Below are 24,802 nucleotides of genomic sequence, written 5' to 3'. Positions count from 1 at the left end.
CGTGGGTGGACCCCGCCAACACGACCCCACCCCCGCGAAGATCGGCGTCTGGGCAACGTCTACAGTGGCGTGGTACGCGCAAGTTTCACCCCGCGCTCATCCGGGGAACTTGCTGGGAATTTCTCTGTCAGGGGTGTGCGTGACGGCCGTCGAGTCCCGACCCGCAGGGGTCGTCCTGGCTAACGGCCCGGGGGGCCATCGGCCGTTCGGGGCCCGCGTCAAGGCATTCGTGGCGCTGACCAAGCCGCGGATCATCGAACTGCTGCTCATCACCACCGTTCCGGTGATGTTCCTCGCCGAGCAGGGCGTGCCGGACCTGTGGCTGGTGCTCGCCACCTGCTTCGGCGGCTACCTCTCCGCCGGCGGCGCCAACGCGCTCAACATGTACATCGACCGCGACATCGACGCGCTGATGGAACGCACCGCGCAGCGCCCGCTGGTCACCGGCATGGTGTCGCCGCGCGAGGGCCTGGTCTTCGGCCTCACCCTCGCCGTCGTCTCCACGCTGTGGTTCGGCCTGCTCGTCAACTGGCTCTCCGCCTGGCTCTCGCTCGGCGCGCTCCTCTTCTACGTCGTGGTCTACACGATGCTCCTGAAGCGGCGCACCGCGCAGAACATCGTCTGGGGCGGCATCGCCGGCTGCATGCCGGTCCTCATCGGCTGGTCCTCGGTCACCGACTCGATGTCCTGGGCCGCGGTCATCCTCTTCATGGTCATCTTCTTCTGGACGCCGCCGCACTACTGGCCGCTCTCGATGAAGGTGAAGGAGGACTACGCGCGCGTGGGCGTGCCCATGCTCCCCGTGGTCGCCTCCAACAAGGTCGTGGCCCGGCAGATCGTCGCCTACAGCTGGGTGATGGTCGCGGTCTCGCTGCTGCTCACCCCGCTGGGCTACACCGGCTGGTTCTACACCGCCGTCGCCCTGGCCACCGGCGGCTGGTGGCTCTGGGAGGCGCACGGCCTGCTCAACCGCGCCAAGGCCGAGGTCACCGGCGCGAAGCTCAAGGAGATGCGCCTCTTCCACTGGTCGATCACCTACGTCTCGCTGCTCTTCGTGGCGGTCGCGGTGGACCCCTTCCTGCGCTAGCGCGGGTCTTCCGGCTCCGGCGGCCGGGTCGTGTGGGCTGTCCCACGCGGCCCGGCCGTCGTCAGTCGATCTACCGCTCGGTAGCATCCTTGGCATGGCAGACACCAAGGAAGAGACCACGCCCGTCGCCCCGCGCGACGCGCGCAAGGCGGCCAAGCTGGCCAAGGAGATCCGCGCCTTCGGCAAGGAGCACGGCGGCGTCGAGGGCCAGCTCGCGCACATCGGCCAGGCCGGCACCCGGATCGTCCTCGTCGGCGAGGACGGCGGCTGGGGCGACCTGGTGGCCCCCACCCACGCCATCGCCCGGCAGGCCGCCGAGAAGGCCGAGCTGACCCTGCACGACGAGTTCGACGGCGAGTTCGCCGCGAAGGTCGTCACCGGCCCCTACGAGTGGACCCGCATGGCCGGCATCCAGCTCGGCGGCCCCGCGAACGCCTGACCGGCGACGCCTGGGCCCGGGGGCCTCGACCTGCGACGGCGTGCGCCGGGACGGGCGGGGCCTGGGACGGGCGGGGGCCGGTGCCGCCGTGCCCGCCGCGGGCGAGCCCGTGCCGCCGAAGCGGTGACGGCCGGAGCGGTGGAGGCCGGACCGGTGGCGAAGGGCCGGTGGCGGTAGGACCGGCTGCGGCAGGGCCGGTGAGGGTCGGACTGGTGGGGGCAGGACCTGTGGCGGTAGGACCTGTGGCGGGAGGACCGGTGGCGGTAGGACCGGCTGCGGCAGGGCCGGTGACGGCCGGACCGGCGGCGGTCGGACTGGTGGCGGCAGGGCCCGTGACGGCCGGGCCGGTCGGCGCGGTGGCCGGATCCGGTGATGCCGGTTGCCGGTTGCCGGTTGCCGGTGACGCCGGAGGCCTGAGGCGACAACCTCGTGCGGGGTTCACCCGTTAGGACGTGTGGAGACACGCCCACGCAGGGAGCCCCCGAGATGATCGACACGCCGCGCCTGGTGGACCAGTACTGCCACGGGGTGCTCCGGACGGAGCTGGGCCTCGGCACCTTCGAGGCCCACCTCGGCCCCGCCGCCGTCATGCCCGCCTCCGGCACCACCTTCTTCGACACCCAGACGGGCTTCGCCGTACGGCGCTGGTGCCCGCCGCTCCTCGGTCTCGAACCGCACTGCCCGCCGGCCCACTACCTCGCCCGCCGCCGGGAGCTCGGCGTCGCCGAGACCGGCCGCCGGCTGCTGCGCGCCGCCGGCATCGCCACCTACCTCGTCGACACGGGCCTCCCCGGCGACCTCACCGGCCCCTCCGAGCTGGCCGCCGCGGGCGAGGCCCGCGCCCACGAGATCGTCCGCCTCGAACCCCTCGCCGAACAGGTCGCCGACACCTCGGGCACCGTCGACGCCTTCCTGGCGAACCTCACCGAGGCCGTCCAGGACGCCGCGACGCGCTCCGTGGCCTTCTCCTCGGTCTCCGCCGCGCGCTGCGGCCTCGCCGCCGAGGCGGAATCCCCCGGGCGCGCCGAGACCCGCCGCGCCGCCGGGCGCTGGCTCGCGCAGCGGACCGCCGGAGGCCCCCTCGACTCGCCGGTGCTGCTGCGCCGACTGCTGTGGCTCGCGGTGGGCGCGGGCCGGCCGCTCCAGCTCCACACCGGGGACCGGGACCCGGCCGGGCTGGCCGGCTTCGCCGCCGCCACCGCCGGGCTCGGCGCCGACCTCGTGCTGGTGCACGGCGCGCCGCACCACCGCACGGCCGCCCGGATGGCGGCCGTCTTCCCGCACCTCTACGCCGACCTGGGCGCCGCCCTGGCGCACACCGGGGCGCGGGCGGCGGACGTGGTCGCCGAGGTCCTGGAGCTCGCTCCGTTCGGCAAGCTCCTCTACTCCAGCGGGGCCCGCGCCCTGCCCGAGCTGCACGTGGTCGCCGCCAGCGCCTTCCGTACGGCGCTCGGCCGGGTGCTCGGCGCCTGGGTCCAGGACGGCGCCTGGTCCCGCACCGACGCCCAGCGGGTCGCCGCGATGATCGCGGCGCAGAACGCCACGCGGGTCTACCGGCTGGCCTGAGACGCGGGCCTACCGGCCGGCCCGAGCCGGGCTCACGCCTTCGCGAGCTCCGGGTCCGCCTGGGCCGGGATCTCCGGGGCGGCCACCGGGCGCTCACGCAGGCTCAGGGCCAGGCGCACCACCGCGATCCACATCAGCGAGGAGCCGAGCATGTGGGCGGCGACCAAGAGCTCCGGGACGCCGGTGAGGTACTGGACGTAGCCGATGCCGCCCTGGAGGAGCAGCACGATCAGCAGCTCGCGGGCGCGGGCGCGGATGTCGTTCGGGGCGTCGACGACGCGCAGCACCAGCCACATCGCGACGGCGAGGGCGCAGACGGCCCAGGCGGCGATGGCGTGGACGTGGGCGGCGTTCGTCCAGTCCCACGGCATGCGGGGCACGTCGCTGCTGTCGCCCGCGTGCTTGCCGGCGCCGGTCACCGTGGTGCCCAGCGCGATCAGCAGGGCCGAGACGATCGTGATCGCCCAGGAGAGCTTCCGTACCGGGCCGGGCACGCGGGGGCGGGGGGCGGTGTCGCCCTCCCCTGCCCGGTGCCAGGTGATCACGGCGACGGTGAGCAGCGCGTTCGCGGCCAGGAAGTGGCCGGCCACGGTCCAGGGGTTGAGGCCCATCCAGACGGTGACGCCGCCGATCACGGCGTTGCTCATCACGATCCAGAACTGGGCCCAGCCCCAGCGGGTGAGGCCGCGCCGCAGCGGCTTCGTTGAGCGCGCGGCGATGATGGCCCAGCCGACGGCCGCCGACAGGACGTAGGTCAGCATCCGGTTGCCGAACTCCACGAAGCCGTGGAAGCCCTGCTCGGCGGTGACGATCAGGCTGTCGTCCGTGCACTTCGGCCAGGTGTCGCAGCCGAGACCGGAACCGGTCAGCCGGACCGCGCCGCCCGTGACGATGATGAGGACGCTCATCACGACGGCGGAGAGCGCGGCGCGCCGGAGGATCCGGGGGGACGGGGTCCAGCGCTGGGCGATGAAGGCGAGGGGGGTCTGCACGGGCCCTATCGTAGGCGCGGGCTTGTGCACGCTTTCACGAGGGGTGGCTTGTCGGGAAACGTCACCGTCTGAACCCTCTCCGCCACTCTGGGCGCCTACTCCCAGCGGAAGAACCGGGCCGCCGCGCCGAGGCCCAGGACGGCCCAGGCGGCGAGGATCCCGGCGTCGGCCCACGGCATCCCCGCGCCGTCCTGGAGGACGTCCCTGAGGCCGTCGGAGAGCGCGGAGATCGGCAGCAGCGCCAGTACGTCGCCGGCCGCGCCGAACTTCTCCAGCGGGACGATCACGCCGCCGCCGACCAGAAGCAGCAGGAAGACCAGGTTGGCGGCGGCCAGGGTCGCCTCGGCCTTGAGGGTGCCGGCCATCAGCAGGCCGAGCCCGGAGAAGGCGGCGGTGCCGAGGAAGAGGAGGAGCAGCACGGCGAGCGGGTTGCCGTGCGGGGACCAGCCCAGGCCGAACGCGATGGCGGTCAGGAGCGCGACCTGGAGGACCTCGGTGACCAGGACGGCCAGCGTCTTGGCGGTCATCAGGGCCCAGCGGGGCAGCGGGGAGGCGCCGAGCCGCTTCAGGACGCCGTAGCGGCGCTCGAAGCCGGTGGCGATGGCCTGGCCCGTGAAGGCGGTGGACATCACGGCGAGCGCGAGGACGCCGGGGGCGAGGAAGTCCACGGCCGCGCCGTCGCCCGTGTCGACGACGTCGACGGTCGAGAAGAGCACGAGCAGCAGGGACGGGATGATCACCGTGAGGAGGAGCTGCTCGCCGTTGCGGAGCAGCATCCGGGTCTCCAGGGCGGTCTGGGCCGCGATCATCCGCTCGACGGGGGCGGCCCCCGGCTTCGGCGCGTACGTACCCACGCCCATGAGCGTGTCCGCCTTCATGACCTCAGCTCCTTGCCGGTCAACTCCAAAAAAACGTCTTCGAGGGTGTGGCGTTCGACCGCGATGCGGTCGGGCATCACGCCGTGCTGGGCGCACCAGGTGGTGACGGTGGCGAGCAGCTGGGGGTCGACGGTGCCGGTGATCCGGTACGTGCCGGGGAGCGGCTCGGCGGCCTCGGTGCCGTCCGGGAGGGCCTTGAGCAGGGAGCCGAGGTCGAGGCCGGGGCGGCCGGTGAAGCGGAGGGTGTTCTCGGCGCCGCCGCGGCAGAGCTGCTCGGGGCTGCCCTGGGCGGCGACCCGGCCGGCGTCGACGATGGCGACGTCGTCGGCGAGCTCCTCGGCCTCCTGCATGTGGTGGGTGGTGAGGACCACGGTGACGCCGTCGGCGCGCAGCTCTCGGACGAGGTCCCAGGTCGCGCGGCGGGCCTGCGGGTCGAGGCCGGCGGTGGGCTCGTCGAGGAAGACGAGTTCCGGGCGGCCGACGACGGCCATGGCGAGGGCGAGCCGCTGCTGCTGGCCGCCGGAGAGCCGCCGGTAGGTCGTGCGGCCGCAGGAGCCGAGGCCGAGGCGTTCGATCAGCGCGTCGACGTCCAGCGGGTGGGCGTGCAGCCGGGCCACGTGGCGGAGCATCTCGTCGGCGCGGGCGCCGGAGTACACGCCGCCGGACTGGAGCATCACGCCGACGCGCGGACGCAGGGCGGCGGCGTCGGCGAGCGGGTCGAGGCCGAGGACGCGGACGGTGCCGGCGTCCGGTCTGCGGTAGCCCTCGCAGGTCTCGACGGTGGTGGTCTTCCCGGCGCCGTTGGGGCCGAGGACGGCGGTGACGGTGCCGGTCCGCACGTCGAGGTCGAGGCCGTCGACGGCGGTCTTGGTGCCGTACCGCTTGACCAGGCCGCGGACGCGGACGGCGGTGTCGACGGACTCGTTCTCCATGCCGGGAAGTCTAAGGACCCGCCGGGGCGGGTCGGGCCGCGGCCCCGGGGAGGGGCCGGGCGGGTGCCGTACGGGCGGCCGTGGACGGCACAGGAGGGGCCCGTGACGGTCTTCGTGGGCACCACCGGTGCTGCTCCGGTTCCCGCCGTCGCTGCGGGGCCGACCCGGGGGGCTCGACGCGGTCCTCGCCTGTTCCCCGCCGGCGTGCGGGTGGCCGTCGAGCCGCGGCACGACTCGTGGCCGGCGTACGGCCGCCAGACGCTGGAGAGCAGGGCGGAGCGGCTCGTCGAGGGCCGGCCGGAGGGGGTGGACGCGAATGTCTGCTTCGACAACGACCCGGGGGTGGAGGCACCCCGTGACGCGGCCGTCTTCCGGGACCTGATGCGCGCCGCGGGGCGGCCGGTGGCCCTGCCGGAGGCGACGCCGGACGAGGGCGAAACGGCTGGCCAGGGCGGGTGGATTCATCCTACGAATGATCGTTTCCGCAGGTCAGGTAAGCCTTACCTGAGTGATGCACGCCATCGTGGGGGCTCTCGGCGTCGCTTGTCACTGCCTGATTAATTACGCAACAATGGCGTTGTGAAAAACCTTGGCGCGGCTCCTGCGGAGGAACTCGCGACCCGAGAGCGGTCGACCCGCAACCGGGTCGCGCGGTCCATCCTGGACCACGGCCCCTCGACGGTCGCCGACCTCGCGGCACGGCTCGGCCTCACCCAGGCCGCCGTCCGCCGGCACCTCGACGCGCTCGTCGCCGAGCAGGTCGTCGAGGCCCGCGAGAAGCGCGTCTACGGCGCCCGCGCCCGAGGCCGCCCCGCCAAGGTCTTCGCCCTCACCGACGGCGGCCGGGACGCCTTCGACCAGTCGTACGACTCCCTGGCCGTCGAGGCGCTCCGCTGGATCGAGCGCAACGCCGGGGGAGAGGCCGCCGTGGCGGCCTTCGCCCGCGACCGGATCGAGGCCCAGGCCGAGAACTACCGCGAGGCCGTCGAATCGGTGGAGCCCGAGCACCGGGCCGAGGCTCTTGCCAAGGCCCTGACGGCGGACGGGTACGCTGCCACTGCGCGCAACGCGCCGGTCGGCGAGCAGCTCTGCCAGCACCACTGCCCGGTCGCCCACGTCGCCGAGCAGTACCCCCAGCTGTGCGAGGCGGAGACGGAGATCTTCTCCCGCCTCCTGGGAACGCACGTCCAGCGCCTGGCCACCATCGCCCACGGTGACGGCGTCTGCACCACGTTCATCCCGCACAGCACCCCACAGACCACCGAATCAGCATCCGCAAGCACGGCCGGGAGGAACCCCGCATGACCACCGAGATCAGCCACCCCGAGCTCGAGGGCCTGGGTCGGTACGAATACGGCTGGGCCGACTCCGACACGGCAGGCGCCACGGCCAAGCGCGGTCTGAACGAGGACGTCGTCCGCGACATCTCCGCGAAGAAGAACGAGCCCGAGTGGATGCTGAAGCTGCGTCTCAAGGGTCTGCGGCTCTTCGACAAGAAGCCCATGCCCACCTGGGGTTCCGACCTCGGCGGCATCGACTTCGACAACATCAAGTACTTCGTGCGGTCCACCGAGAAGCAGGCCGAGTCCTGGGAGGACCTGCCGGAGGACATCAAGAACACGTACGACAAGCTCGGCATCCCGGAGGCGGAGAAGCAGCGCCTCGTCGCCGGTGTCGCCGCCCAGTACGAGTCCGAGGTCGTCTACCACCAGATCCGCGAGGACCTGGAGGAGCAGGGCGTCATCTTCGTCGACACCGACACCGCGCTGAAGGAGCACGAGGAGCTCTTCAAGGAGTACTTCGGCACCGTCATCCCGGTCGGCGACAACAAGTTCGCCTCGCTGAACACCGCCGTCTGGTCCGGCGGATCGTTCATCTACGTGCCGAAGGGCGTGCACGTCGAGATCCCGCTCCAGGCCTACTTCCGCATCAACACGGAGAACATGGGCCAGTTCGAGCGGACGCTGATCATCGTCGACGAGGACGCCTACGTCCACTACGTCGAGGGCTGCACCGCGCCGATCTACTCCTCCGACTCGCTGCACTCCGCGGTCGTCGAGATCATCGTGAAGAAGGGCGGCCGCTGCCGCTACACGACCATCCAGAACTGGTCGAACAACGTCTACAACCTGGTGACCAAGCGCGCCGTCGCCTACGAGGGCGCCACCATGGAGTGGGTCGACGGCAACATCGGCTCCAAGGTCACCATGAAGTACCCGGCCGTCTACCTCATGGGCGAGCACGCCAAGGGCGAGACGCTCTCCATCGCCTTCGCGGGCGAGGGCCAGCACCAGGACGCCGGCGCCAAGATGGTCCACCTGGCCCCGAACACCTCCTCGTCCATCGTCTCCAAGTCGGTGGCGCGCGGCGGCGGCCGCACCTCCTACCGCGGCCTGATCGAGATCGGCGAGGGCGCCCCCGGCTCCAAGTCGAACGTCCTCTGCGACGCCCTGCTCGTCGACACCATCTCCCGCTCCGACACGTACCCCTACGTGGACGTGCGCGAGGACGACGTGACCATGGGCCACGAGGCCACCGTCTCCAAGGTCTCCGAGGACCAGCTCTTCTACCTGATGCAGCGCGGCCTCACCGAGCAGGAGGCCATGGCGATGATCGTCCGCGGCTTCGTCGAGCCGATCGCCAAGGAGCTGCCGATGGAGTACGCGCTGGAGCTGAACCGGCTGATCGAGCTGCAGATGGAAGGCTCGGTCGGCTGACCGCCCCTCCCGTACGCAGCGACCGATTCTTTACGCAGGAAGAGAGCACAACGACAGCCATGGCTGACGCCCAGAACATCCCGGCGGGCTCCACCACCGCCGGCTCGATCGCGGTGGCCGCCGAGTCCACCGTCGCCACGCGCATGAGCGCCCCGCCGTCCTTCGACGTCGCGGACTTCCCCGTCCCGCACGGCCGCGAGGAGGAGTGGCGCTTCACCCCGCTCGCCCGCCTCCGCGGTCTGCACGACGGCACCGCCGTCGCCACCGGCGAGGGCGTCCGGGTCGAGATCGAGGCCCCCGAGGGCGTCACCGTGGAGACCGTCGGCCGCGACGACGAGCGCCTGCGCAAGGCAGGCAAGCCCGTCGACCGCGTCGCCGCCCAGGCGTACTCCTCCTTCGAGAAGGCGTCGGTCGTCACCGTCGCCAAGGAGGCCGTCCTCAGCGAGCCGATCCGCGTCGCCGTGCACGGCCGGGGCGGCGTCGCCTTCGGCCACCAGGTGATCGAGCTCGGTGCCTTCGCCGAGGCCGTCGTCGTCATCGACCACACCGGTGACGCGGTGCTCGCCGCCAACGTGGACTTCGTCCTCGGCGACGGCGCCAAGCTCACCGTCGTCTCCGTGCAGGACTGGGAGAAGGACGCCGTCCACGTCGCGCAGCACAACGCGCTGCTCGGCCGCGACGCCTCCTTCAAGTCGGTCGTCGTCACCTTCGGCGGTGACCTCGTCCGCCTGCACCCGCGCGTCAGCTACGCCGCCCCCGGCGGCTCGGCCGAGCTCTTCGGCCTCTACTTCACCGACGCCGGCCAGCACCAGGAGCACCGCCTCCTCGTCGACCACAACACCCCGCACTGCTCCTCGAACGTCGCCTACAAGGGCGCGCTCCAGGGCCAGGACGCGCACGCGGTCTGGATCGGCGACGTCCTCATCCAGGCCGCCGCCGAGGGCACCGACACCTACGAGCTCAACCGGAACCTCGTCCTCACCGACGGCGCCCGGGTGGACTCCGTGCCGAACCTGGAGATCGAGACCGGCGAGATCGCCGGCGCCGGCCACGCCTCCGCCACCGGCCGCTTCGACGACGAGCAGCTCTTCTACCTGATGGCCCGCGGCATCCCGGAGACCGAGGCCCGCCGCCTCGTCGTCCGCGGCTTCTTCGCCGAGCTGGTCCAGCAGATCGGTCTGCCGGACGTCGAGGAGCGCCTGATCGCCAAGGTCGAGGCCGAGCTGGAGGCTTCCGTCTGATGGCCTTCGTCCGCGTCTGCGCGCTCAGCGAGCTGGAGGCCGACACCCCGAAGCGGGTCGAGATCGACGGCACGCCGGTATCGGTCGTCCACACCGAGGGCGAGGTGTTCGCGATCAACGACATCTGCTCGCACGCCAACGTCTCCCTCTCGGAGGGAGAGGTCGAGGACTGCGCCATCGAGTGCTGGCTGCACGGTTCCAGCTTCGACCTCCGCACCGGCAAGCCGTCCGGCCTTCCCGCGACGCGCCCCGTCCCCGTGTACCCCGTAAAGATCGAAGGGGACGATGTGCTCGTCTCCGTCACCCAGGAGTCCTGAGTCACCCATGGCAACGCTCGAAATCCACGACCTGCACGTCTCCGTCGAGGCGGAGAACGGCCCCCGCGAGATCCTCAAGGGCGTCGACCTGACCATCAAGCAGGGTGAGACCCACGCGGTCATGGGCCCCAACGGCTCCGGCAAGTCGACCCTGGCGTACTCCCTGGCGGGCCACCCCAAGTACACGGTCACCGGCGGCACCGTCACCCTCGACGGCGAGGACGTCCTGGAGATGTCCGTCGACGAGCGCGCCCGCGCCGGCGTCTTCCTCGCCATGCAGTACCCGGTCGAGGTTCCCGGCGTCTCGGTCTCCAACTTCCTGCGCACCTCCGCCACCGCCATCCGCGGCGAGGCCCCCAAGCTGCGCACCTGGGTCAAGGAGGTCCGCGAGGCCATGGACAAGCTGTCCATGGACCCGGCCTTCGCCGAGCGCAACGTCAACGAGGGCTTCTCCGGCGGTGAGAAGAAGCGCCACGAGATCCTGCAGCTGGAGCTCCTCAAGCCGAAGATCGCGATCCTCGACGAGACCGACTCCGGCCTCGACGTCGACGCCCTGCGCATCGTCTCCGAGGGCGTCAACCGCGTCCGCGAGAGCGGTGAGGTCGGCACCCTCCTCATCACCCACTACACGCGCATCCTGCGCTACATCAAGCCCGACTTCGTGCACGTGTTCGCGAACGGCCGCATCGTCGAGTCCGGCGGCGCCGAGCTCGCCGACCAGCTGGAGAACGAGGGCTACGACAAGTACGTGAAGGGTGGCGCATCCGCGTGACTTCCGCCCATCAGGGGCTGACCGGCCTCCTCGACACCGAGGCGATCCGCAAGGACTTCCCGCTCCTGGATCGCACGGTCCACGACGGCAAGAAGATCGTGTACCTGGACTCCGCGGCCACCTCGCAGAAGCCCCGGCAGGTCCTCGACGCGCTCAACGCCTACTACGAGCGGCACAACGCCAACGTCCACCGCGGCGTCTACACGGTCGCCGAGGAGGCCACCGCGCTGTACGAGGGCGCCCGCGACAAGGTCGCCGCCTTCATCAACGCGCCGAGCCGCAACGAGGTGATCTTCACCAAGAACGCCTCCGAGTCGCTCAACCTCGTGGCCAACATGCTGGGCTGGGCCGACGAGCCCTACCGCGTGGACCACGAGACCGAGATCGCCATCACGGAGATGGAGCACCACTCCAACATCGTCCCGTGGCAGCTGCTCTCGCAGCGCACCGGCGCGAAGCTGAAGTGGTTCGGCCTCACCGACGACGGCCGTCTCGACCTGTCGAACATCGACGAGGTCATCACGGAGAAGACGAAGATCGTCTCCTTCACCCTGGTCTCCAACCTGCTCGGCACCCAGAACCCGGTCGAGACCATCGTCCGGCGCGCCCAAGAGGTCGGTGCGCTCGTCTGCATCGACGCCTCGCAGGCGGCCCCGCACCAGGTCCTGGACGTGCAGGCGCTCCAGGCCGACTTCGTGGCCTTCACCGGCCACAAGATGTGCGGCCCGACCGGCATCGGCGTGCTGTGGGGACGGCAGGAGCTCCTGGAGGACCTGCCGCCCTTCCTCGGCGGCGGCGAGATGATCGAGACCGTCTCGATGCACTCCTCCACCTACGCCCCGGCCCCGCACAAGTTCGAGGCGGGTACGCCCCCGATCGCCCAGGCCGTCGGCCTCGGCGCGGCCGTGGACTACCTCTCGGCGATCGGCATGGAGAACATCGCGCGCCACGAGCACGCGATCACCGAGTACGCCGTCCGGCGCCTCCAGGAGGTCCCGGACCTGCGGATCATCGGCCCCACCACGGCCGAGGACCGCGGCGCGGCGATCTCCTTCACGCTCGGGGACATCCACCCCCACGACGTGGGGCAGGTGCTCGACGAGCAGGGCATCGCGGTCCGGGTCGGCCACCACTGCGCACGGCCGGTCTGCCTGCGGTACGGAATTCCTGCGACCACGCGGGCGTCGTTCTATCTGTACTCCACCCCGGCCGAGGTCGACGCCCTGGTCGAGGGTCTGGAGCACGTCCGGAACTTCTTCGGCTAGGGGACGCGCTGTGAAGCTGGATTCGATGTACCAGGACGTCATCCTGGACCACTACAAGCACCCGCACGGGCGGGGCTTGCGGGACGGCGACGCCGAGGTGCACCACGTCAACCCGACGTGCGGCGACGAGATCACGCTCCGGGTGAAGTACGACGGCGAGCGCGTCGCGGACGTGTCGTACGAGGGCCAGGGCTGCTCCATCAGCCAGGCCTCGGCCTCCGTCCTCAACGAGCTTCTGGTCGGCAAGGAGCTGACCGAGGCCCGGAAGATCCAGGAGACCTTCCTGGAACTGATGCAGTCCAAGGGCCAGGTCGAACCCGACGACGCCATGGAGGAGGTGCTGGAGGATGCGGTCGCGTTCGCCGGTGTCTCCAAGTACCCGGCCCGGGTGAAGTGTGCGCTGCTCAGCTGGATGGCGTGGAAGGACGCGACCGCCCAGGCCCTGGGCGACGCGGAGAGGAAGTCGGCATGACTGAGAACATCGAGGCCACGATCAAGCCGGCCTCCGAGGAAGAGATCCGCGAGGCGCTGTACGACGTCGTCGACCCCGAGCTGGGCATCGACGTCGTCAACCTCGGCCTGATCTACGGGATCCACGTCGACGACTCCAACGTCGCGACGCTGGACATGACGCTGACCTCGGCGGCCTGCCCGCTGACCGACGTCATCGAGGACCAGGCCCGCTCGGCCACCGACGGCATCGTCAGCGACCTGCGGATCAACTGGGTCTGGATGCCCCCGTGGGGCCCCGACAAGATCACCGACGACGGTCGCGAGCAGCTCCGCGCGCTCGGCTTCAACGTCTGAGACGTGACCCGGCGGATGTGAGGAGGGGCCCCCGGCACTGCCGGGGGCCCCTCCTCGCGTCCACCGGGAGGTTCGTCAGGTCCGTGCCGTCGCGGCCAGGACCGGGGCCAGGTTCTCCTTGCGGATGCGCAGGTCGACGTAGAGGAGGCCGGAGGCCAGCGGCAGCAGGGGGCCGAGGACGAGCTGCGTCAGGAGCTGGAGGAGGCCGCCCGTGACCACCAGGGTGCCGACCGACGCGAAGACGGTTCCGGGGGTGGCGTGCTGGGCGAGCGGCGTGCCGAAGACGGAGGCCTGCGTCGCCACGGAGATCACCATCTGCACGGCGAACGAGACGCCGCCGACGATCAGCGCCATCATCAGCGTGTAGCCGAAGACCCGCCACCAGGAGCCGCGGACCAGCCGCGCCGAGCGGCGCATCGCGGTCAGGGTGCCGGCCGACTCGACGACCGCGGCGGTCGGGGCGAGGCTGAACCTCACCCAGATCCAGACGGCCACCGGCATCGTCGCCGTGCTCAGGAGCAGGACGAGCAGACCGGTGACCGCGAGCCCGGCGCCGTCGCCGGCCGAGTCGATGCTCGCGATCATCGCGCCCAGCACCAGACAGAGCCCGAACAGGCCGAGCAGCACCGGGACGAGGCCGGCGAGGGCCGGCAGGACGACCGTGCCGAGCACCGGGCCCAGCCGCGACCAGGCCCGGCGCCACACCGTCCCGAAGCCGACCCGGCGGCCGAGCACCGCCTCCTGGACCACGACCGCGACCGCCCCGTGCAGCAGGCCCGTCGCCACCAGCGTCCCCAGGGCGAAGAGCAGCCAGAGCCCGGTCAGGCCGAGGAAGAGCGGCGTCAGGTCCGAGAGGTCGGCGTCCCCGGTGGAGGACGGGTCGCCCATCGCCTCCCACGGGCCGGAGAGGGCGGCCCAGCCGGCCGCCCCGAGGCCCACGACCACCACGGCGGCCAGGGCGTAGGAGGCCAGCGCCATGCCGAGAAGCGCCTTCCAGTTCCGCCGGTAGGCGCCGAACGCCCCGGACAGGACGTGGTTCAGGTCGAGCGGCGCCAGGGGTATCACGCCGGGCTTCGGCGGCGGCGGGGCGGGCGGGTGGCCCCACCCGTACGGCCCAGGGGCATAAGTCATGGCCATACGGTAACGGGGAGCGATGTGTACGTCCGTACACAACGGCGGGTAGCCTCCCGCCCATGGGATACGGACTGCTCGCGGGGGCCATCGCGGCCGAGATCATCGCCACCACCTCCATGAAGTACAGCGAGGGCTTCAGCAGGCTCTGGCCCTCGCTGATCACCGCGGCCGGCTACCTCATCGCCTTCGCGCTCCTCGCCCAGGCCCTCAAGACCCTCCAGGTCGGCACCGCCTACGCCATCTGGTCCGGGGTCGGCACCGCGGCCGTCGCCGGCATCGGGATCCTCTTCCTCGGGGAGACCCTGAACCTCGCCAAGATCGCCGGCATCGTCCTCATCGTCGCCGGGGTCGCCGTGCTCAACCTCGGCGGGGCGCACTGATGGCACGCCCCCGGCGGTACGACCCCGGGCGCCGGGAGCGGCTGGTCACCGCCGCCCTGCGGGTGGTGCGGCGGGGCGGCATCACCGGACTGAGCCACCGCGCGGTCGCCGCCGAGGCCGACGTGCCGCTCGGCTCCACCACGTACCACTTCTCCTCCCTCGACGAGCTCCTCGTCGCCGCCCTGCGCCAGGTCGACGCGGGCTTCGCCGAACAGCTCCGCAGCGGCGTGGCCCGCGCCGGGGACGACCTCGCCGACTTCCTCGCCCGCCTCCTGGGGGAGTGGCTCGGCGCCGAACGGAGCCGGGTGGAGCTGGAGTACGAGCTCCGCCTCGCCGCGCTGCGCCGCCCCGCGCTGCGGCCCGTCGCCGCCGAGTGGGCCGAGGAGGCGACCGCCGCCCTCGCCCCCCGCACCGGCCGGGCCACCGCCCGCGCCCTGGTCGCCCTCGCCGACGGCATCGCCCTCCGGGCCCTGCTCACCGGCGCGCCGTACGACGAGGCCCACGCCCGCGAGATGATCGCGCGGATCCTGGACGAAGCACCGAAGACGCGGGCCGGGGGCTCGTCGGACGCTCCGGCGCGCCCGCCCGGCACCTGAGACCGGTTGGCCCGGGCGGGGGCCCGACCGTTAGGTTTTCCGTCATGACCACCACTGCTCCCCGTACCACCGGCGCCGTCGCCGCCGGCCTCGCCACCCTCGCCGGTGACGGCACCGTTCTCGACACCTGGTTCCCCGCCCCCGAGCTCACCGACGAGCCCGGCGAGGCGGGCACCACGCGACTCTCCCCCGACGAGGCGGTGAACGCCCTCGGCGAGGGCGCCGCCAAGGCCCTCGGCGTGGACGCCCGCCGCGGCGTCGAGGTGGTCGCCGTCCGCACCGTCATCGCCTCCCTGGACGAGAAGCCGCTCGACGCCCACGACGCGTACCTCCGCCTGCACCTGCTCAGCCACCGGCTGGTGAAGCCGCACGGCCAGAGCCTGGACGGCGTCTTCGGCCTGCTCGCCAACGTCGCCTGGACCTCGCTCGGCCCGGTCGCCGTCGAGGACGTGGAGAAGGTGCGGCTCAACGCCCGCGCCGAGGGCCTCCACCTCGCCGTCACGAGCATCGACAAGTTCCCCCGCATGACCGACTACGTCGTGCCCGCCGGGGTCCGCATCGCCGACGCCGACCGGGTCCGCCTCGGCGCCCACCTGGCCGCCGGCACCACGGTCATGCACGAGGGCTTCGTCAACTTCAACGCCGGCACCCTCGGCACCTCCATGGTCGAGGGCCGCATCTCCGCCGGTGTCGTCGTCGGCGACGGCTCCGACATCGGCGGCGGCGCCTCCACCATGGGCACCCTCTCCGGCGGCGGCAACGTCGTCATCTCCATCGGCGAGCGCTGCCTGATCGGCGCCGAGGCGGGCGTCGGCATCGCGCTCGGCGACGAGTGCGTCGTCGAGGCCGGCCTGTACGTCACCGCCGGCACCCGGGTCACCATGCCCGACGGCGAGATCGTCAAGGCCCGCGACCTCTCCGGCCGCTCGAACATCCTCTTCCGCCGCAACTCGGTCACCGGCGCCGTAGAGGCCCGCCCGAACAACGCGGTCTGGAGCGGCCTCAACGAGATCCTGCACAGCCACAACTGAATCCGGTGACGCTGCGTTAACCGGACGCGGAGTCACCGTATCCGGTCAAGGCGAGGAGTCGGCATGAGGATGAGGACGGGGCCCATGGTCGCGGGGGTGCTCACGGCGGTGGCGGCGCTGCTGCCGGCCGGGACGGCCGCGGCGGACGAGACGCACACCCGCCACGGCCCGTCGGTGACCAACGGCCCCGCCGTCGACCTGCGCACCGGGCAGATCGATGATCCGCTGGAGGACGTCCTGGAGCACGCGGCGATCCTCGGGCGGACGGACACCACCGACTCCGCCTGAGCGGACTCCCTCCGGGCCGGCTCAGGCCCGGAGCAGTTCCTCCAGAAGCACCCGCAGCCCGTCGGCCGTCTCCCGGTCGGCGGGCCGCAGCGGTTCCCGGACCGGGCCGCCGAGCAGCGCCTTCACGGTGACCGTCCCCGGCAGGCCGCCGGCCATCATCCGCTCGACGAGCGGCAGCGTCCGGGCGTGCAGCCGGGCGGCCAGGGCGGTGTCGCCCGAGTCGTACGCGTCGAGGACAGCGGCGAACGGGCGCGGCGCCACGTTGGCGACCGTGCCGACGTAGCCGGCGCCGCCGACCGCGTACAGCGGGAGGTTCAGCTCCTCGCTGCCGGAGTAGTACGCGAGCCCGGTCTCGGCGATCAGCCGGGCCGCGGCCAGCAGGTCGTACGAGCAGTCCTTCACGGCCGTGATCCGCGGGTGCGCGGCGAGCCGGCGCAGGGTGTCGGGCTCGACGCGGGTGCCGGTGCGGCCGGGGATGTCGTAGACCATCAGCGGCAGGCCGGTGGCGTCCGCGACCCTCAGGAAGTGGGCGGCGACCGCGTCCTGCGGCGGGCGGCTGTAGTACGGGGTGACGACGAGCAGCCCGTCGGCGCCGGCCGCCTCGGCCTGGCGCGCGAGCTCCACGGTGTGCCGGGTGTCCGCGGTGCCGACGCCCGCGACGAGCGGGACCCCCGGGCCGACCGCCTCCCGCACCGCCCGGATCAGTGCCGCCTTCTCGGCGTCCGTGGTGGTCGGGGACTCCCCGGTGGTGCCGTTGAGGACCAGGCCGTCGCAGCCGTCCCCGAGCAGCCGGGCGGCGAGCTTCCCGGCGGCGTCGAGGTCGAGGGCGCCGGAGTCGGTGAAGGGGGTGATCATCGCGCACAGGGCGCGGCCGAAGGGCCGGTGAGTGCTCATACGGGAAGTCTGGGCGCCGTCGATCCTGAAGGTCCACTTAGATCTGCTTGGCCCGAACGTTCAGCCCGGGTGAAGAAACCCCGGTCACAGGGCCAGCTTGAAGCCCTCGTGGCTCCGGGTGTACCCCAGCGAGGTGTAGAAGCGGTGGGCGTCGGCGCGCTTCTTGTCGCTGGTCAGCTGGACGAGGGCGCAGCCGCGCGTGCGGGCCCGGTCCGCCGCCAGCTCCATCAGTCGGCGGCCGAGTCCGCCGCCGCGCCGGTCGGCCCGGATCCGGACCGCCTCGATCAGCGCCCGTTCGGCGCCGCCCTTGCCGAGCCCCGGGATGTAGGTGGCCTGGAGGCAGCCGAGGACGAGGCCGCCGTCCACCAGGACCAGCATCTCGTTGCGGGGATCGGCCTCGATGGCCGCGAAGGCCCGCTCGTACGCCTCGGTGACCGGGACGGTCGCGGGGTCGACGACCCGTCGCTCGTCGGCCAGGAGGGCGAGGACGGCGGGGAGTTCGGCGCGGGTGGCGGGGCGGAGGATCATGGCCGGAAGTCTCCCATGTCGAACCCCCTTGACCTCGAGCAAGGTTGAGGGTGGAGGGTCGAACCGTCCGCACCGAGCAGGAGGAGACACCCCATGCACGCCGTCGCACACCCCGATGCCCGTCCCGACCTCCACCGCCCCGGCGTCGGCGCCGTCCTCGTCAGTACCTGGCGGGTCGGCACCCCCGAGCGGCAGCGCGCCGCCGTCGAGGCGATCCGGAAGGCCTGGGAGAGCCGCGCGTGGCCGGACCTCGGCCTGCTCTCCTACAGCGTCCTCGCCGGGACCGACGGGGAGACGCTGCTGCACTACTCGCAGTGGACGCAGGAGCAGGCGTACGAGGACTTCGTCCGCACCCACCGCGACGACCGGAACGCCGAGATCGACGCCGCCGTGCCCGGCATCGAGCGGGTGGAGCTCCGCCGCTACGGGGCGATCCACCGCTCCACCGTCCGCGGCGCGACGAACACGGGGGAACTGCCCGGGGTGGTCGTCATCGTCGAGGCCGACTTCGACCCGTCCGGCGCGGACCGCCGGAAGGAGTGGGTGGACCGCGTGTTCGAGGCCTTGGCCGAGGACGTGGCGACGCGGCCTGGGTCCGGCGGGAGCGGTCGATTCCACCTCTCCTTCGACGGTGGCCGGGTCCTCAACTACGCCGAGTGGGAGAGCGAGCGGGCCCACGCGGACTGGCTGGCGGACGACGCCCGGGCGGGCGAGGCGTGGGCGCGGGTGCACCACCACCCGGCGCTCGTCGGCGTCCGGGTGCGCACGTACGCGCCCGCGCTCAGCCTGAGCGCGGGCGCGTAGCGGGGGCCCGGCGGACCCCCGGCGGGTCACGGGCGGAAGCGCAGGACCTGCGGGTCGTGGTCGCTGTTCTGGTCCGCGAACTCGGCGTTGATGTGCACGCTGTCGTACTCGAAGTGGTGCACGCCGGGGCTGGTCAGGATCTGGTCGAGGACCTGGCTGTTGCCCTGGTAGACGTACGAGTAGCGCTCCGAGCGGGGCAGCGACCGCACGGCCGGGTAGAGGGCGCCGCCGTCGGCCAGCGCCTCGGTCGTGTCGGAGAACTCGAAGTCGTTGATGTCGCCGACGACGAGGACGTCCGCCTGCTTGTCGACCGCGATGATCTCCTTCACGAAGGCGTTGACGGCCTGCGCCTGGAGGAGGCGCTTGGCCTCGGAGGAACGATTCGGCGGCTGGTGGTGGGAGACGATCGACTCGTCGCCGCCCTTGGAGCCGAAGTGGTTGGCGACGACGAAGACCGTCCGGCCGCGGAAGGTGAACTCGCCCGCGAGCGGCTTGCGGCTGGACTCCCACGCGGTGTTCGCCGGGTCGATCCGGCCGGGGGAGAGGGTGAGGGCGGCGCGGCCCTTCGATCCGGTGACTCCGGTCGCGGTGGTCGCGTCGCCGCCCGCGCGGTCGACGAAGGAGACCCGCTCGGGGTTGAAGAGGAAGACCTGACGGATGTTGCCGCCGGGCTCGCCGCCGTCCTTGTTGTTCTCCGGGTCGATCGAGCGCCACTCGTACGCGGGCCCGCCGGCCGCCACGATCGCGTCCGTGAACTTCTTCAGCGTCTGGCCGGCCGAGACCGTGCCGTCGTTCTTGGCGCCGTTGTCGTCCTGGATCTCCTCCAGGGCCAGGACGTCCGGCGCGGCGAGGTTCTCGACGACCGCCTTCGCGAGGGCGTCGAACTTCTCCTGCGGGTCGCTCGGGTCGAGGTTCTCCACGTTGTACGTGGCCACGGCCAGCTCGTTCTTGTGCTGCTTCTCGGTGACCTCGCGCTCCAGGCCGCGGTCCTGGAGGGTGCCGATCGTGCGGGCCGTCAGCGTGTAGCCGCCGAACTGGTTGAAGTCCAGCGGGCCCTCGGTCGAACCGGTCAGCCAGTCGCCGACGTTCGCCTTCGGGAAGGGCTGCTGGGCGAGCGGGATCAGCGACTGGATCTGGAGACGGCCGGTGTTCTGGGACTCGTACGAGCCGTAGACCGTGCCGCCGCGCTCGTTGTCGTTCTCCCAGGGCTTCACCGTGACCCACAGCTCGGAGTACGGGTCGGTGGCGCCGACCACCCGGGAGGAGCCGACGCGGACGTTGGTGCCCTCCAGGGACTCGTAGTAGTCCAGCGCGTACGTCCCGGGGTCCAGCTCCAGGCCGTTGACGGAGCCGCCGTTCGCCGGGTCGCCCGCGGGCGCGTAGGCGTCCGGGACCGACCAGGGGGCGATGGTGACCGGCGCGGGCAGCGCGTTGCCCTTCGAGACCACGGTGACCTTGGGGCGGGAGAGCTGGGTCAGCGACTGGTTGCCGGAGTTCAGGCCGCCGGGGACGTACTCGGTGACCGTGCCGTCGACGCTGACCGCGTCGCCGACGGCCACCGTCGGGTTGGAGCTCGTGAAGACGAAGAGGCCCTCGCTGGTGGCCGGGTTCTCGTCGCCCTGCGGGTCCTGCATCCAGAAGCCGCGCGAGGAGCCGTAGGTCCGGACGCCGGTGACGACGCCCGTCACCCCGGTGACCTGCTTGCCGACCAGCGGCGAGACCCGCGTCGTGCCCTGGACGTCGTGGATGCGGACCACGGCGGCGTCCTCGGCGGCGGCGGTCTGCGAGCCGGCGAGCAGTCCGGCCGCGAGGGCGGCCGCGACCACGGCGGAGACGGCGGCGGTTCTCGGTATGGAGGAAGACATGAGGAGGCTCCGAAGGTGCTTGGAGGAACGGCAGAGGGATCTACGCGCGTCAATCTCTTGTGCGAGCCCACCACTTGTCAAGGGTCGACGGGTGTACGAAGGCTGACGGGCCCGTGAACCGTCGGGAGGCCTCCCGGATGCGTCTACGCTGAGGACGCCGGTCCCACCGGTACCGGACCGGTCTCCCGCCGGTCCCCATCGCGATCCCCCACCGGTCCACGCACGCGTCGAGGAGTCCCCCACATGGCTGCGGAGCACCCCACCCTTCCCCCCGTTCGGCTGCCCTCGGACGCGGAGCTGGCTCGGGACGCCCTGGCCGCCCCCCTCCTCGCGCACGCCGTGCGCCTCGCCCGCTGGGCCGGTCCCGACACCCGGGTCGGCGCGGGCGGCGAACTCGTCGACGAGCAGCTGCCGGACGCCGCCGGCGTCCTCGGCCTCGGCGACGACGAGGACGCCGAGTACTGGGCGGGCGACGCCTGGCGGCTCGCCGTCGACACCGGCCTCGTCGACGTCGAGGACGGCGCCGACGACGACACCCCGGGCACCGCCGCCCCCGGCGAGAACCTCGCCGTCGTCACCGGCGGCGCGCCGAAGGACGTGCTCGCGCTCTGGCTCGACGCCTTCGAGGCCGTCTTCGCCGACGCCGTCGCCCCCGTCCTCGACGACCTGGAGCCGCTGCTCGACGAGGACGGCGGCCTCGACCTCGACAGCCTCGACTGGGACCCGGAGGCGGAGGCCGAGTTCCTGGAGGGCGTCCTCGGCAACCTCTACCTGCTGACCGTCAGCGAGGCGGCCCCCGGCGACGGGCCGGTGCCGCTGCCCGCGCTCGCCGCCTCCATGGTCGTCCCCGACGACATGGGCGAGCCCACCGACGACGTCCTGGAGCAGGTCTCCGACGCGATGATGCGGCTCGACGAGCAGTTCCGGCTCCTGGAGCCGATCGGCCTCGTCGAGTACCAGCCCGTCGACGAGGCCCTGATGGCCGAGGAGGGCGAGGAGCCCGCCCCGCCCGTCGACGACGAGGACGTCACCCGCTACGGCATGGTCCGCCTCACCCCGCTCGGCCTCTACGGCGTCCGCACCCGCATGGTCGAGGCCGGCGTCGACGCCCCCGCCGTCGGCGACCTCGCCGAGCGGGACGCCGAGGCCCTCCTCGGCGGACTCACCGGCTATCCGGAGGCCGCCGCCCGCGCCGAGACCGAGGCCTGGCTCGCCGACCGCGAGCCGGTCCCCGCCGCCGCCGAACTCCTCGCCGCCGCCCGTGGCTCCGACCCCGCCTCCCCGCTCCGCCGCCTCCACTGCCAGCAGGCCCTCGCCCTCGTCGGCCCCGAGGCGGAGCCGGTCGTCCGCGCGGTCCTCGACGACCCCGAGCTCGGCGGCCTCGCCCGCGTCTGGCTCGCCGAGCGCGGCGCGGCGGACGTGCCCGCCCCGCCGGAGTCCATGATCTTCTGGCTCGCGGTCGACACCATCGCCGCCCAGCTCGACGTTGGCGGCGACCTGGAGGAACTCCAGGAGCTCGTGCAGGGCCTGACGAGCCGCCACACCGGCTTCCTGGAGACCGCCTGGCGGGTGGAGCACCCGTACACGGCCGAGGTCCTCGACGCCATGGGGCGGCTCCACCCGGACAAGGCGGCCGCCAAGGAGGCCCGCAAGGCCGCCTTCAAGGCCCGCTCCCGCACCGGCGCGGCCTGACCGCACCCCGCCCCGGACCCGCCCGTCCGGCCCCCGCGGCCGTGGCGGGCGGCCGTGGCGGGCGGCGCCTTTCCCCTTTTCCATGCCTGGCGGGCGGAGGCTCTCCCCTCCCCGGTCGGCGGGGAAGGCGCCCCCGGGCGGGGAAGGCGCTCGGCGGGCGTTCCCGTGCCGTTCAGCCGTTGTTCCCGCGGGCGCGCGAGGGTGGGGGCGACAACCGGCCAGCAGCAGGGGAGAGAACCGCACACCATGGCCCTCAACCGCAGAGAGTTCACGCAGAAGTCCGCCGTCGCCGGGCTCGCGCTCACCGGCGCCGTCGGCGTCCTCGCCACCGCCCCCGAGGCCCTCGCGGGCGACGACCGCGACCGCGGCGGCGACCACGGCCGGGACGACGCCCAGGGCCGCGGTCACGGCCACGACCGCCTCGGCTACGGCCCGCTCGTCGCCGACCCCGACGGCCTCCTCGCGCTGCCCGAGGGCTTCACCTACCGCGTGATCACCCGCACCGGCGTCACCCGCCTGGAGAGCGGCGAGTTCACCCCCGCCAAGCACGACGGCACCGCCGCCTTCGCCGGGCCGCGCGGCACCACGTACCTCGTGAACAACCACGAGATCAAGGGCGACCGGGCCAAGGTCGAGTTCCCCGTCCCGCTCGCCGAGGGCCTCGTCTACGACCCGAAGGCGGCCGGCGGCTGCACCGTCGTCGAGGTGCACCGCGACGGCACCGTCGCCGAGTGGGTCGGCATCGCCGGCACCTCCACCAACTGCGCCGGCGGCCGCACCGACTGGGGCACCTGGCTGACCTGCGAGGAGAACTCCGACCTCGCCGGCAAGAACGGCATGACCAAGGACCACGGGTACGTCTTCGAGGTCGACCCGCGCGACCGCCGGGCCAACCTCGACCCCAAGCCGCTGAAGTTCTTCGGCCGCTACGACCACGAGGCCGTCGTCATCGACCCCAAGCGCGGCCACGCCTACCTCACCGAGGACGCCTCGGGCCCCAACGGCCTCCTCTTCCGCTGGGTGCCGCCGCAGGGCTTCGAGCACGGCCGGGGCCGGCTGCGGGGGCTCGCCGACGACGCCGGCGTGCTCCAGGCGGCCCGGTGCATCGACTCCGCCGGACGGTTCGTCGACGACCTCTCCCGCGCCACCCGGATCGGCACGGTCTACGGCGTCGACTGGGTCGACGTCCCGGACCGAGACGCCCGCACCACGCCCGTACGCAAGCAGTTCACGGACGGCCAGGTCACCCGCGGCCGGAAGCTGGAGGGCATGTGGTGGGCCGACGGCGGCACCTACGTCGTCTCCTCGTACGCCCGTGAGGAGAGCCCCGGCGAGGACCACGACGGCCAGGTCTGGTTCTACGACCCGAAGCGCCGCACCCTCACCCTCAAGGTGCTGTTCGGCGTGAACCCGGCGCCCGAGCAGGACGGCGCGTACGACGCCCCGGACAACATCACCGTCTCCCCGTACGGCGGCCTCGTCATCGCGGAGGACGGCGAGGGCGTCCAGCACCTCGTCGGCGCCACCGACGCGGGCCGCACCTACCCGATCGCGCGCAACGACCTCAACGACAGCGAGTTCGCCGGCGTCGTCTTCTCGCCCGACGGCGACACCCTGTACGCCTCGATCCAGAATCCGGGCATCATGGTCGCGATCACCGGCCCCTGGCGCCGCCAGCCCCGCCGCTGACGTACCGCAGGTCCGGCCGGACCTGCGGGGAAGCAGTGAGGATTCCCGTCGGGTTGCGGCGGGAATCCTGCGACCCCCTGTCGTCTCCATGGACCGACATCTAACCTGTCAGTCCATGGACGACGCTCTGCGGCCCGTGGGCCGGACCCTGCTGCGCGACCGGGCCTACGAGTCGCTGCGCGAGGCGATCGTGCGCGGCGAACTCGCCCCCGGCGCCCTGCTCAAGGACTGCGACCTCGCCGACCGCCTCGGGCTCTCCCGCGCCCCCGTCCGCGACGCCCTCGCCCGGCTCACCGTCGAGGGCCTCGTGGAGACCAAGCCGCAGAGCTACACCCGGGTCACCCGGCCGGTGAGCCGGATCGTCCGGGACGCCGCCTCCGTGGTGCGGGTGATGCACGAACTCGCCGCCCGCACCGCCGTGCCGCTCCTCGGCCCCGAGGCCATCCGTGCCATGCGCGAGGCGAACGAGCGCTTCGCCGCCGCCGTCCGCGCCTCCGACGTCGAGGCCGCCCTCGCCGCCGACGACGAGCTGCACCAGGTCCTCGTCGGCGCCAGCGGCAACCACGCGGCCGCCGCCACCATCGACCGCTACACGCCGCTGATCCGCCGCGTCGAACGCCGCCTCTTCGGGGACTCCGGCAGCTGCGGCTCCGTCGACCTCCACGCCCGTCTCATCGACGCCTGTGCCGCCGGCGACGCGGAGGCGGCCGTCCGGATCACCAGCGAGATCTGGGCCGCGCTCGAACAACTGGCCGACGACGCCATCGAGGTGGCCGAGGTCACCGGGATCCCCGCCCCGGTGTGACCCGGCCGCGGCCGCGGAGCCGCGCGCCCCGCGGCCGCCGTCCGGGGGCCGTTGCCGCCCCCGCCACCCGCCGCGCCTCCGTC

The 24,802-nt window shown here is 72.6% G+C and carries 26 protein-coding genes; 19 read left to right on the top strand and 7 right to left on the bottom strand.

Annotated elements, in window-relative coordinates:
* Positions 1 to 133 precede the first annotated feature (133 nt).
* From ACFZCF_RS00570 to ACFZCF_RS00560, 3 genes are all read left to right on the top strand, one after another.
* Complete coding sequence (locus ACFZCF_RS00570) at positions 134 to 1,087, top strand: heme o synthase (RefSeq protein ID WP_391283678.1); 954 nt, start codon at positions 134 to 136, stop codon at positions 1,085 to 1,087.
* A 94-nt stretch (positions 1,088 to 1,181) separates the two neighbouring features.
* On the top strand, positions 1,182 to 1,526 hold the full coding sequence (locus ACFZCF_RS00565) for a hypothetical protein (RefSeq protein WP_388439285.1): 345 nt from the start codon (positions 1,182 to 1,184) through the stop codon (positions 1,524 to 1,526).
* Between the two features lie 486 nt (positions 1,527 to 2,012).
* On the top strand, positions 2,013 to 3,092 hold the full coding sequence (locus tag ACFZCF_RS00560; protein WP_388439282.1) for an amidohydrolase family protein: 1,080 nt from the start codon (positions 2,013 to 2,015) through the stop codon (positions 3,090 to 3,092).
* A gap of 32 nt (positions 3,093 to 3,124) precedes the next feature.
* Here ACFZCF_RS00560 and ACFZCF_RS00555 read toward each other — a convergent pair whose 3' ends face one another.
* From ACFZCF_RS00555 to ACFZCF_RS00545, 3 genes are all read right to left on the bottom strand, one after another.
* Positions 3,125 to 4,093, bottom strand: coding sequence for a COX15/CtaA family protein (locus ACFZCF_RS00555; protein ID WP_391284749.1), 969 nt, complete (start codon positions 4,091 to 4,093; stop codon positions 3,125 to 3,127).
* A gap of 86 nt (positions 4,094 to 4,179) precedes the next feature.
* Complete coding sequence (locus tag ACFZCF_RS00550) at positions 4,180 to 4,944, bottom strand: ABC transporter permease (RefSeq protein WP_391284747.1); 765 nt, start codon at positions 4,942 to 4,944, stop codon at positions 4,180 to 4,182.
* Positions 4,945 to 4,958: 14 nt separating this feature from the next.
* On the bottom strand, positions 4,959 to 5,894 hold the full coding sequence (locus ACFZCF_RS00545) for an ATP-binding cassette domain-containing protein (RefSeq protein WP_391283676.1): 936 nt from the start codon (positions 5,892 to 5,894) through the stop codon (positions 4,959 to 4,961).
* A gap of 579 nt (positions 5,895 to 6,473) precedes the next feature.
* Here ACFZCF_RS00545 and ACFZCF_RS00540 point away from each other — a divergent pair.
* Genes ACFZCF_RS00540 through ACFZCF_RS00505 form a run of 8 tightly spaced genes read left to right on the top strand, consistent with a single transcriptional unit; the run spans position 6,474 to position 13,013 of the window.
* Positions 6,474 to 7,199, top strand: coding sequence for a helix-turn-helix transcriptional regulator (locus tag ACFZCF_RS00540; RefSeq protein WP_388439276.1), 726 nt, complete (start codon positions 6,474 to 6,476; stop codon positions 7,197 to 7,199).
* A complete protein-coding gene (sufB, locus tag ACFZCF_RS00535; protein WP_388439273.1) occupies positions 7,196 to 8,611 on the top strand; it encodes a Fe-S cluster assembly protein SufB in 1,416 nt (471 codons plus the stop codon). The genes ACFZCF_RS00540 and sufB overlap by 4 nt, the downstream gene beginning before the upstream one ends.
* A 59-nt stretch (positions 8,612 to 8,670) precedes the next feature.
* The gene (gene sufD / locus ACFZCF_RS00530) at positions 8,671 to 9,852 is read left to right on the top strand and encodes a Fe-S cluster assembly protein SufD (protein WP_388439269.1); all 1,182 of its coding nucleotides are present in this window, start codon (positions 8,671 to 8,673) and stop codon (positions 9,850 to 9,852) included.
* The gene (locus tag ACFZCF_RS00525; RefSeq protein ID WP_388439266.1) at positions 9,852 to 10,169 is read left to right on the top strand and encodes a bifunctional 3-phenylpropionate/cinnamic acid dioxygenase ferredoxin subunit; all 318 of its coding nucleotides are present in this window, start codon (positions 9,852 to 9,854) and stop codon (positions 10,167 to 10,169) included. Before sufD ends, ACFZCF_RS00525 begins: the two co-directional genes overlap by 1 nt.
* Positions 10,170 to 10,176: 7 nt before the next feature.
* Positions 10,177 to 10,941, top strand: coding sequence for a Fe-S cluster assembly ATPase SufC (gene sufC, locus ACFZCF_RS00520; protein WP_360600684.1), 765 nt, complete (start codon positions 10,177 to 10,179; stop codon positions 10,939 to 10,941).
* Positions 10,938 to 12,206 (top strand): cysteine desulfurase, encoded by a 1,269-nt coding sequence (locus ACFZCF_RS00515; RefSeq protein ID WP_388439261.1) that lies wholly within the window; start codon positions 10,938 to 10,940, stop codon positions 12,204 to 12,206. The genes sufC and ACFZCF_RS00515 overlap by 4 nt, the downstream gene beginning before the upstream one ends.
* 10 nt (positions 12,207 to 12,216) lie before the next feature.
* Positions 12,217 to 12,678 (top strand): Fe-S cluster assembly sulfur transfer protein SufU, encoded by a 462-nt coding sequence (sufU, locus tag ACFZCF_RS00510; RefSeq protein ID WP_189950383.1) that lies wholly within the window; start codon positions 12,217 to 12,219, stop codon positions 12,676 to 12,678.
* Positions 12,675 to 13,013 carry a metal-sulfur cluster assembly factor gene (locus ACFZCF_RS00505; protein ID WP_388439258.1) on the top strand — a complete coding sequence of 113 codons (339 nt, stop codon included), beginning with the start codon at positions 12,675 to 12,677 and terminating at the stop codon, positions 13,011 to 13,013. Before sufU ends, ACFZCF_RS00505 begins: the two co-directional genes overlap by 4 nt.
* Positions 13,014 to 13,088: 75 nt before the next feature.
* Here the strand turns inward: ACFZCF_RS00505 and ACFZCF_RS00500 are convergent, their stop codons facing one another.
* Positions 13,089 to 14,144, bottom strand: a complete 1,056-nt coding sequence (locus ACFZCF_RS00500) for an oxidoreductase (protein ID WP_391283671.1) — start codon at positions 14,142 to 14,144, stop codon at positions 13,089 to 13,091.
* Between the two features lie 62 nt (positions 14,145 to 14,206).
* Between ACFZCF_RS00500 and ACFZCF_RS00495 the strand changes: the two genes are divergently transcribed.
* The 4 genes from ACFZCF_RS00495 (at position 14,207) to ACFZCF_RS00480 (ending at position 16,442) form a co-directional block, all read left to right on the top strand.
* Entirely contained in the window at positions 14,207 to 14,527 is a 321-nt protein-coding gene (locus tag ACFZCF_RS00495) for a DMT family transporter (protein ID WP_388439252.1), read from the top strand.
* A complete protein-coding gene (locus ACFZCF_RS00490; protein ID WP_391283669.1) occupies positions 14,527 to 15,123 on the top strand; it encodes a TetR/AcrR family transcriptional regulator in 597 nt (198 codons plus the stop codon). Before ACFZCF_RS00495 ends, ACFZCF_RS00490 begins: the two co-directional genes overlap by 1 nt.
* Before the next feature lie 44 nt (positions 15,124 to 15,167).
* Positions 15,168 to 16,154, top strand: a complete 987-nt coding sequence (gene dapD / locus ACFZCF_RS00485; protein ID WP_388439246.1) for a 2,3,4,5-tetrahydropyridine-2,6-dicarboxylate N-succinyltransferase — start codon at positions 15,168 to 15,170, stop codon at positions 16,152 to 16,154.
* 69 nt (positions 16,155 to 16,223) lie between these two features.
* Positions 16,224 to 16,442, top strand: coding sequence for a hypothetical protein (locus ACFZCF_RS00480; protein ID WP_391284745.1), 219 nt, complete (start codon positions 16,224 to 16,226; stop codon positions 16,440 to 16,442).
* Between the two features lie 21 nt (positions 16,443 to 16,463).
* Here ACFZCF_RS00480 and dapA read toward each other — a convergent pair whose 3' ends face one another.
* Together dapA and ACFZCF_RS00470 are read right to left on the bottom strand one after the other, a co-directional pair.
* On the bottom strand, positions 16,464 to 17,336 hold the full coding sequence (gene dapA, locus ACFZCF_RS00475) for a 4-hydroxy-tetrahydrodipicolinate synthase (RefSeq protein ID WP_391283668.1): 873 nt from the start codon (positions 17,334 to 17,336) through the stop codon (positions 16,464 to 16,466).
* A gap of 84 nt (positions 17,337 to 17,420) precedes the next feature.
* Positions 17,421 to 17,864, bottom strand: coding sequence for a GNAT family N-acetyltransferase (locus ACFZCF_RS00470; RefSeq protein ID WP_391283666.1), 444 nt, complete (start codon positions 17,862 to 17,864; stop codon positions 17,421 to 17,423).
* Positions 17,865 to 17,957: 93 nt separating this feature from the next.
* Between ACFZCF_RS00470 and ACFZCF_RS00465 the strand changes: the two genes are divergently transcribed.
* Positions 17,958 to 18,668 (top strand): antibiotic biosynthesis monooxygenase, encoded by a 711-nt coding sequence (locus ACFZCF_RS00465; RefSeq protein WP_391283665.1) that lies wholly within the window; start codon positions 17,958 to 17,960, stop codon positions 18,666 to 18,668.
* Positions 18,669 to 18,694: 26 nt separating this feature from the next.
* Here ACFZCF_RS00465 and ACFZCF_RS00460 read toward each other — a convergent pair whose 3' ends face one another.
* The gene (locus tag ACFZCF_RS00460; protein ID WP_388439233.1) at positions 18,695 to 20,533 is read right to left on the bottom strand and encodes an endonuclease/exonuclease/phosphatase family protein; all 1,839 of its coding nucleotides are present in this window, start codon (positions 20,531 to 20,533) and stop codon (positions 18,695 to 18,697) included.
* A 243-nt stretch (positions 20,534 to 20,776) separates the two neighbouring features.
* Between ACFZCF_RS00460 and ACFZCF_RS00455 the strand changes: the two genes are divergently transcribed.
* The 3 genes from ACFZCF_RS00455 (at position 20,777) to ACFZCF_RS00445 (ending at position 24,719) form a co-directional block, all read left to right on the top strand.
* On the top strand, positions 20,777 to 22,225 hold the full coding sequence (locus ACFZCF_RS00455) for a hypothetical protein (RefSeq protein WP_388439230.1): 1,449 nt from the start codon (positions 20,777 to 20,779) through the stop codon (positions 22,223 to 22,225).
* Between the two features lie 246 nt (positions 22,226 to 22,471).
* Positions 22,472 to 23,914: an alkaline phosphatase PhoX gene (locus ACFZCF_RS00450; protein WP_388439228.1), complete on the top strand. Its 1,443-nt coding sequence runs from the start codon at positions 22,472 to 22,474 to the stop codon at positions 23,912 to 23,914.
* A gap of 115 nt (positions 23,915 to 24,029) precedes the next feature.
* Positions 24,030 to 24,719 (top strand): GntR family transcriptional regulator, encoded by a 690-nt coding sequence (locus ACFZCF_RS00445; RefSeq protein WP_359526758.1) that lies wholly within the window; start codon positions 24,030 to 24,032, stop codon positions 24,717 to 24,719.
* Positions 24,720 to 24,802 lie beyond the last annotated feature (83 nt).

The organism is Streptomyces sp. NPDC007945, assembly GCF_042958885.1.
Taxonomy (GTDB): Bacteria; Actinomycetota; Actinomycetes; order Streptomycetales; family Streptomycetaceae; genus Streptomyces.
Note: the sequence above shows the minus strand (reverse complement) of the source record. Positions and strands in the feature narration are given on the sequence as shown.

Coding starts and splice junctions, on each gene's coding strand:
- ACFZCF_RS00470 (WP_391283666.1), bottom strand. CDS start 17,864: ATGATCCTCCGCCCCGCCACCCGCGCCGAACTCCCCGCCGTCCTCGCC.
- sufB (WP_388439273.1), top strand. CDS start 7,196: ATGACCACCGAGATCAGCCACCCCGAGCTCGAGGGCCTGGGTCGGTAC.
- ACFZCF_RS00565 (WP_388439285.1), top strand. CDS start 1,182: ATGGCAGACACCAAGGAAGAGACCACGCCCGTCGCCCCGCGCGACGCG.
- ACFZCF_RS00480 (WP_391284745.1), top strand. CDS start 16,224: ATGAGGACGGGGCCCATGGTCGCGGGGGTGCTCACGGCGGTGGCGGCG.
- ACFZCF_RS00550 (WP_391284747.1), bottom strand. CDS start 4,944: ATGGGCGTGGGTACGTACGCGCCGAAGCCGGGGGCCGCCCCCGTCGAG.
- dapD (WP_388439246.1), top strand. CDS start 15,168: ATGACCACCACTGCTCCCCGTACCACCGGCGCCGTCGCCGCCGGCCTC.
- ACFZCF_RS00525 (WP_388439266.1), top strand. CDS start 9,852: ATGGCCTTCGTCCGCGTCTGCGCGCTCAGCGAGCTGGAGGCCGACACC.
- ACFZCF_RS00495 (WP_388439252.1), top strand. CDS start 14,207: ATGGGATACGGACTGCTCGCGGGGGCCATCGCGGCCGAGATCATCGCC.
- ACFZCF_RS00465 (WP_391283665.1), top strand. CDS start 17,958: ATGCACGCCGTCGCACACCCCGATGCCCGTCCCGACCTCCACCGCCCC.
- ACFZCF_RS00500 (WP_391283671.1), bottom strand. CDS start 14,144: ATGACTTATGCCCCTGGGCCGTACGGGTGGGGCCACCCGCCCGCCCCG.
- sufC (WP_360600684.1), top strand. CDS start 10,177: ATGGCAACGCTCGAAATCCACGACCTGCACGTCTCCGTCGAGGCGGAG.
- ACFZCF_RS00455 (WP_388439230.1), top strand. CDS start 20,777: ATGGCTGCGGAGCACCCCACCCTTCCCCCCGTTCGGCTGCCCTCGGAC.
- sufD (WP_388439269.1), top strand. CDS start 8,671: ATGGCTGACGCCCAGAACATCCCGGCGGGCTCCACCACCGCCGGCTCG.
- ACFZCF_RS00450 (WP_388439228.1), top strand. CDS start 22,472: ATGGCCCTCAACCGCAGAGAGTTCACGCAGAAGTCCGCCGTCGCCGGG.
- ACFZCF_RS00445 (WP_359526758.1), top strand. CDS start 24,030: ATGGACGACGCTCTGCGGCCCGTGGGCCGGACCCTGCTGCGCGACCGG.
- ACFZCF_RS00560 (WP_388439282.1), top strand. CDS start 2,013: ATGATCGACACGCCGCGCCTGGTGGACCAGTACTGCCACGGGGTGCTC.
- ACFZCF_RS00545 (WP_391283676.1), bottom strand. CDS start 5,894: ATGGAGAACGAGTCCGTCGACACCGCCGTCCGCGTCCGCGGCCTGGTC.
- ACFZCF_RS00490 (WP_391283669.1), top strand. CDS start 14,527: ATGGCACGCCCCCGGCGGTACGACCCCGGGCGCCGGGAGCGGCTGGTC.
- ACFZCF_RS00460 (WP_388439233.1), bottom strand. CDS start 20,533: ATGTCTTCCTCCATACCGAGAACCGCCGCCGTCTCCGCCGTGGTCGCG.
- dapA (WP_391283668.1), bottom strand. CDS start 17,336: ATGAGCACTCACCGGCCCTTCGGCCGCGCCCTGTGCGCGATGATCACC.
- ACFZCF_RS00505 (WP_388439258.1), top strand. CDS start 12,675: ATGACTGAGAACATCGAGGCCACGATCAAGCCGGCCTCCGAGGAAGAG.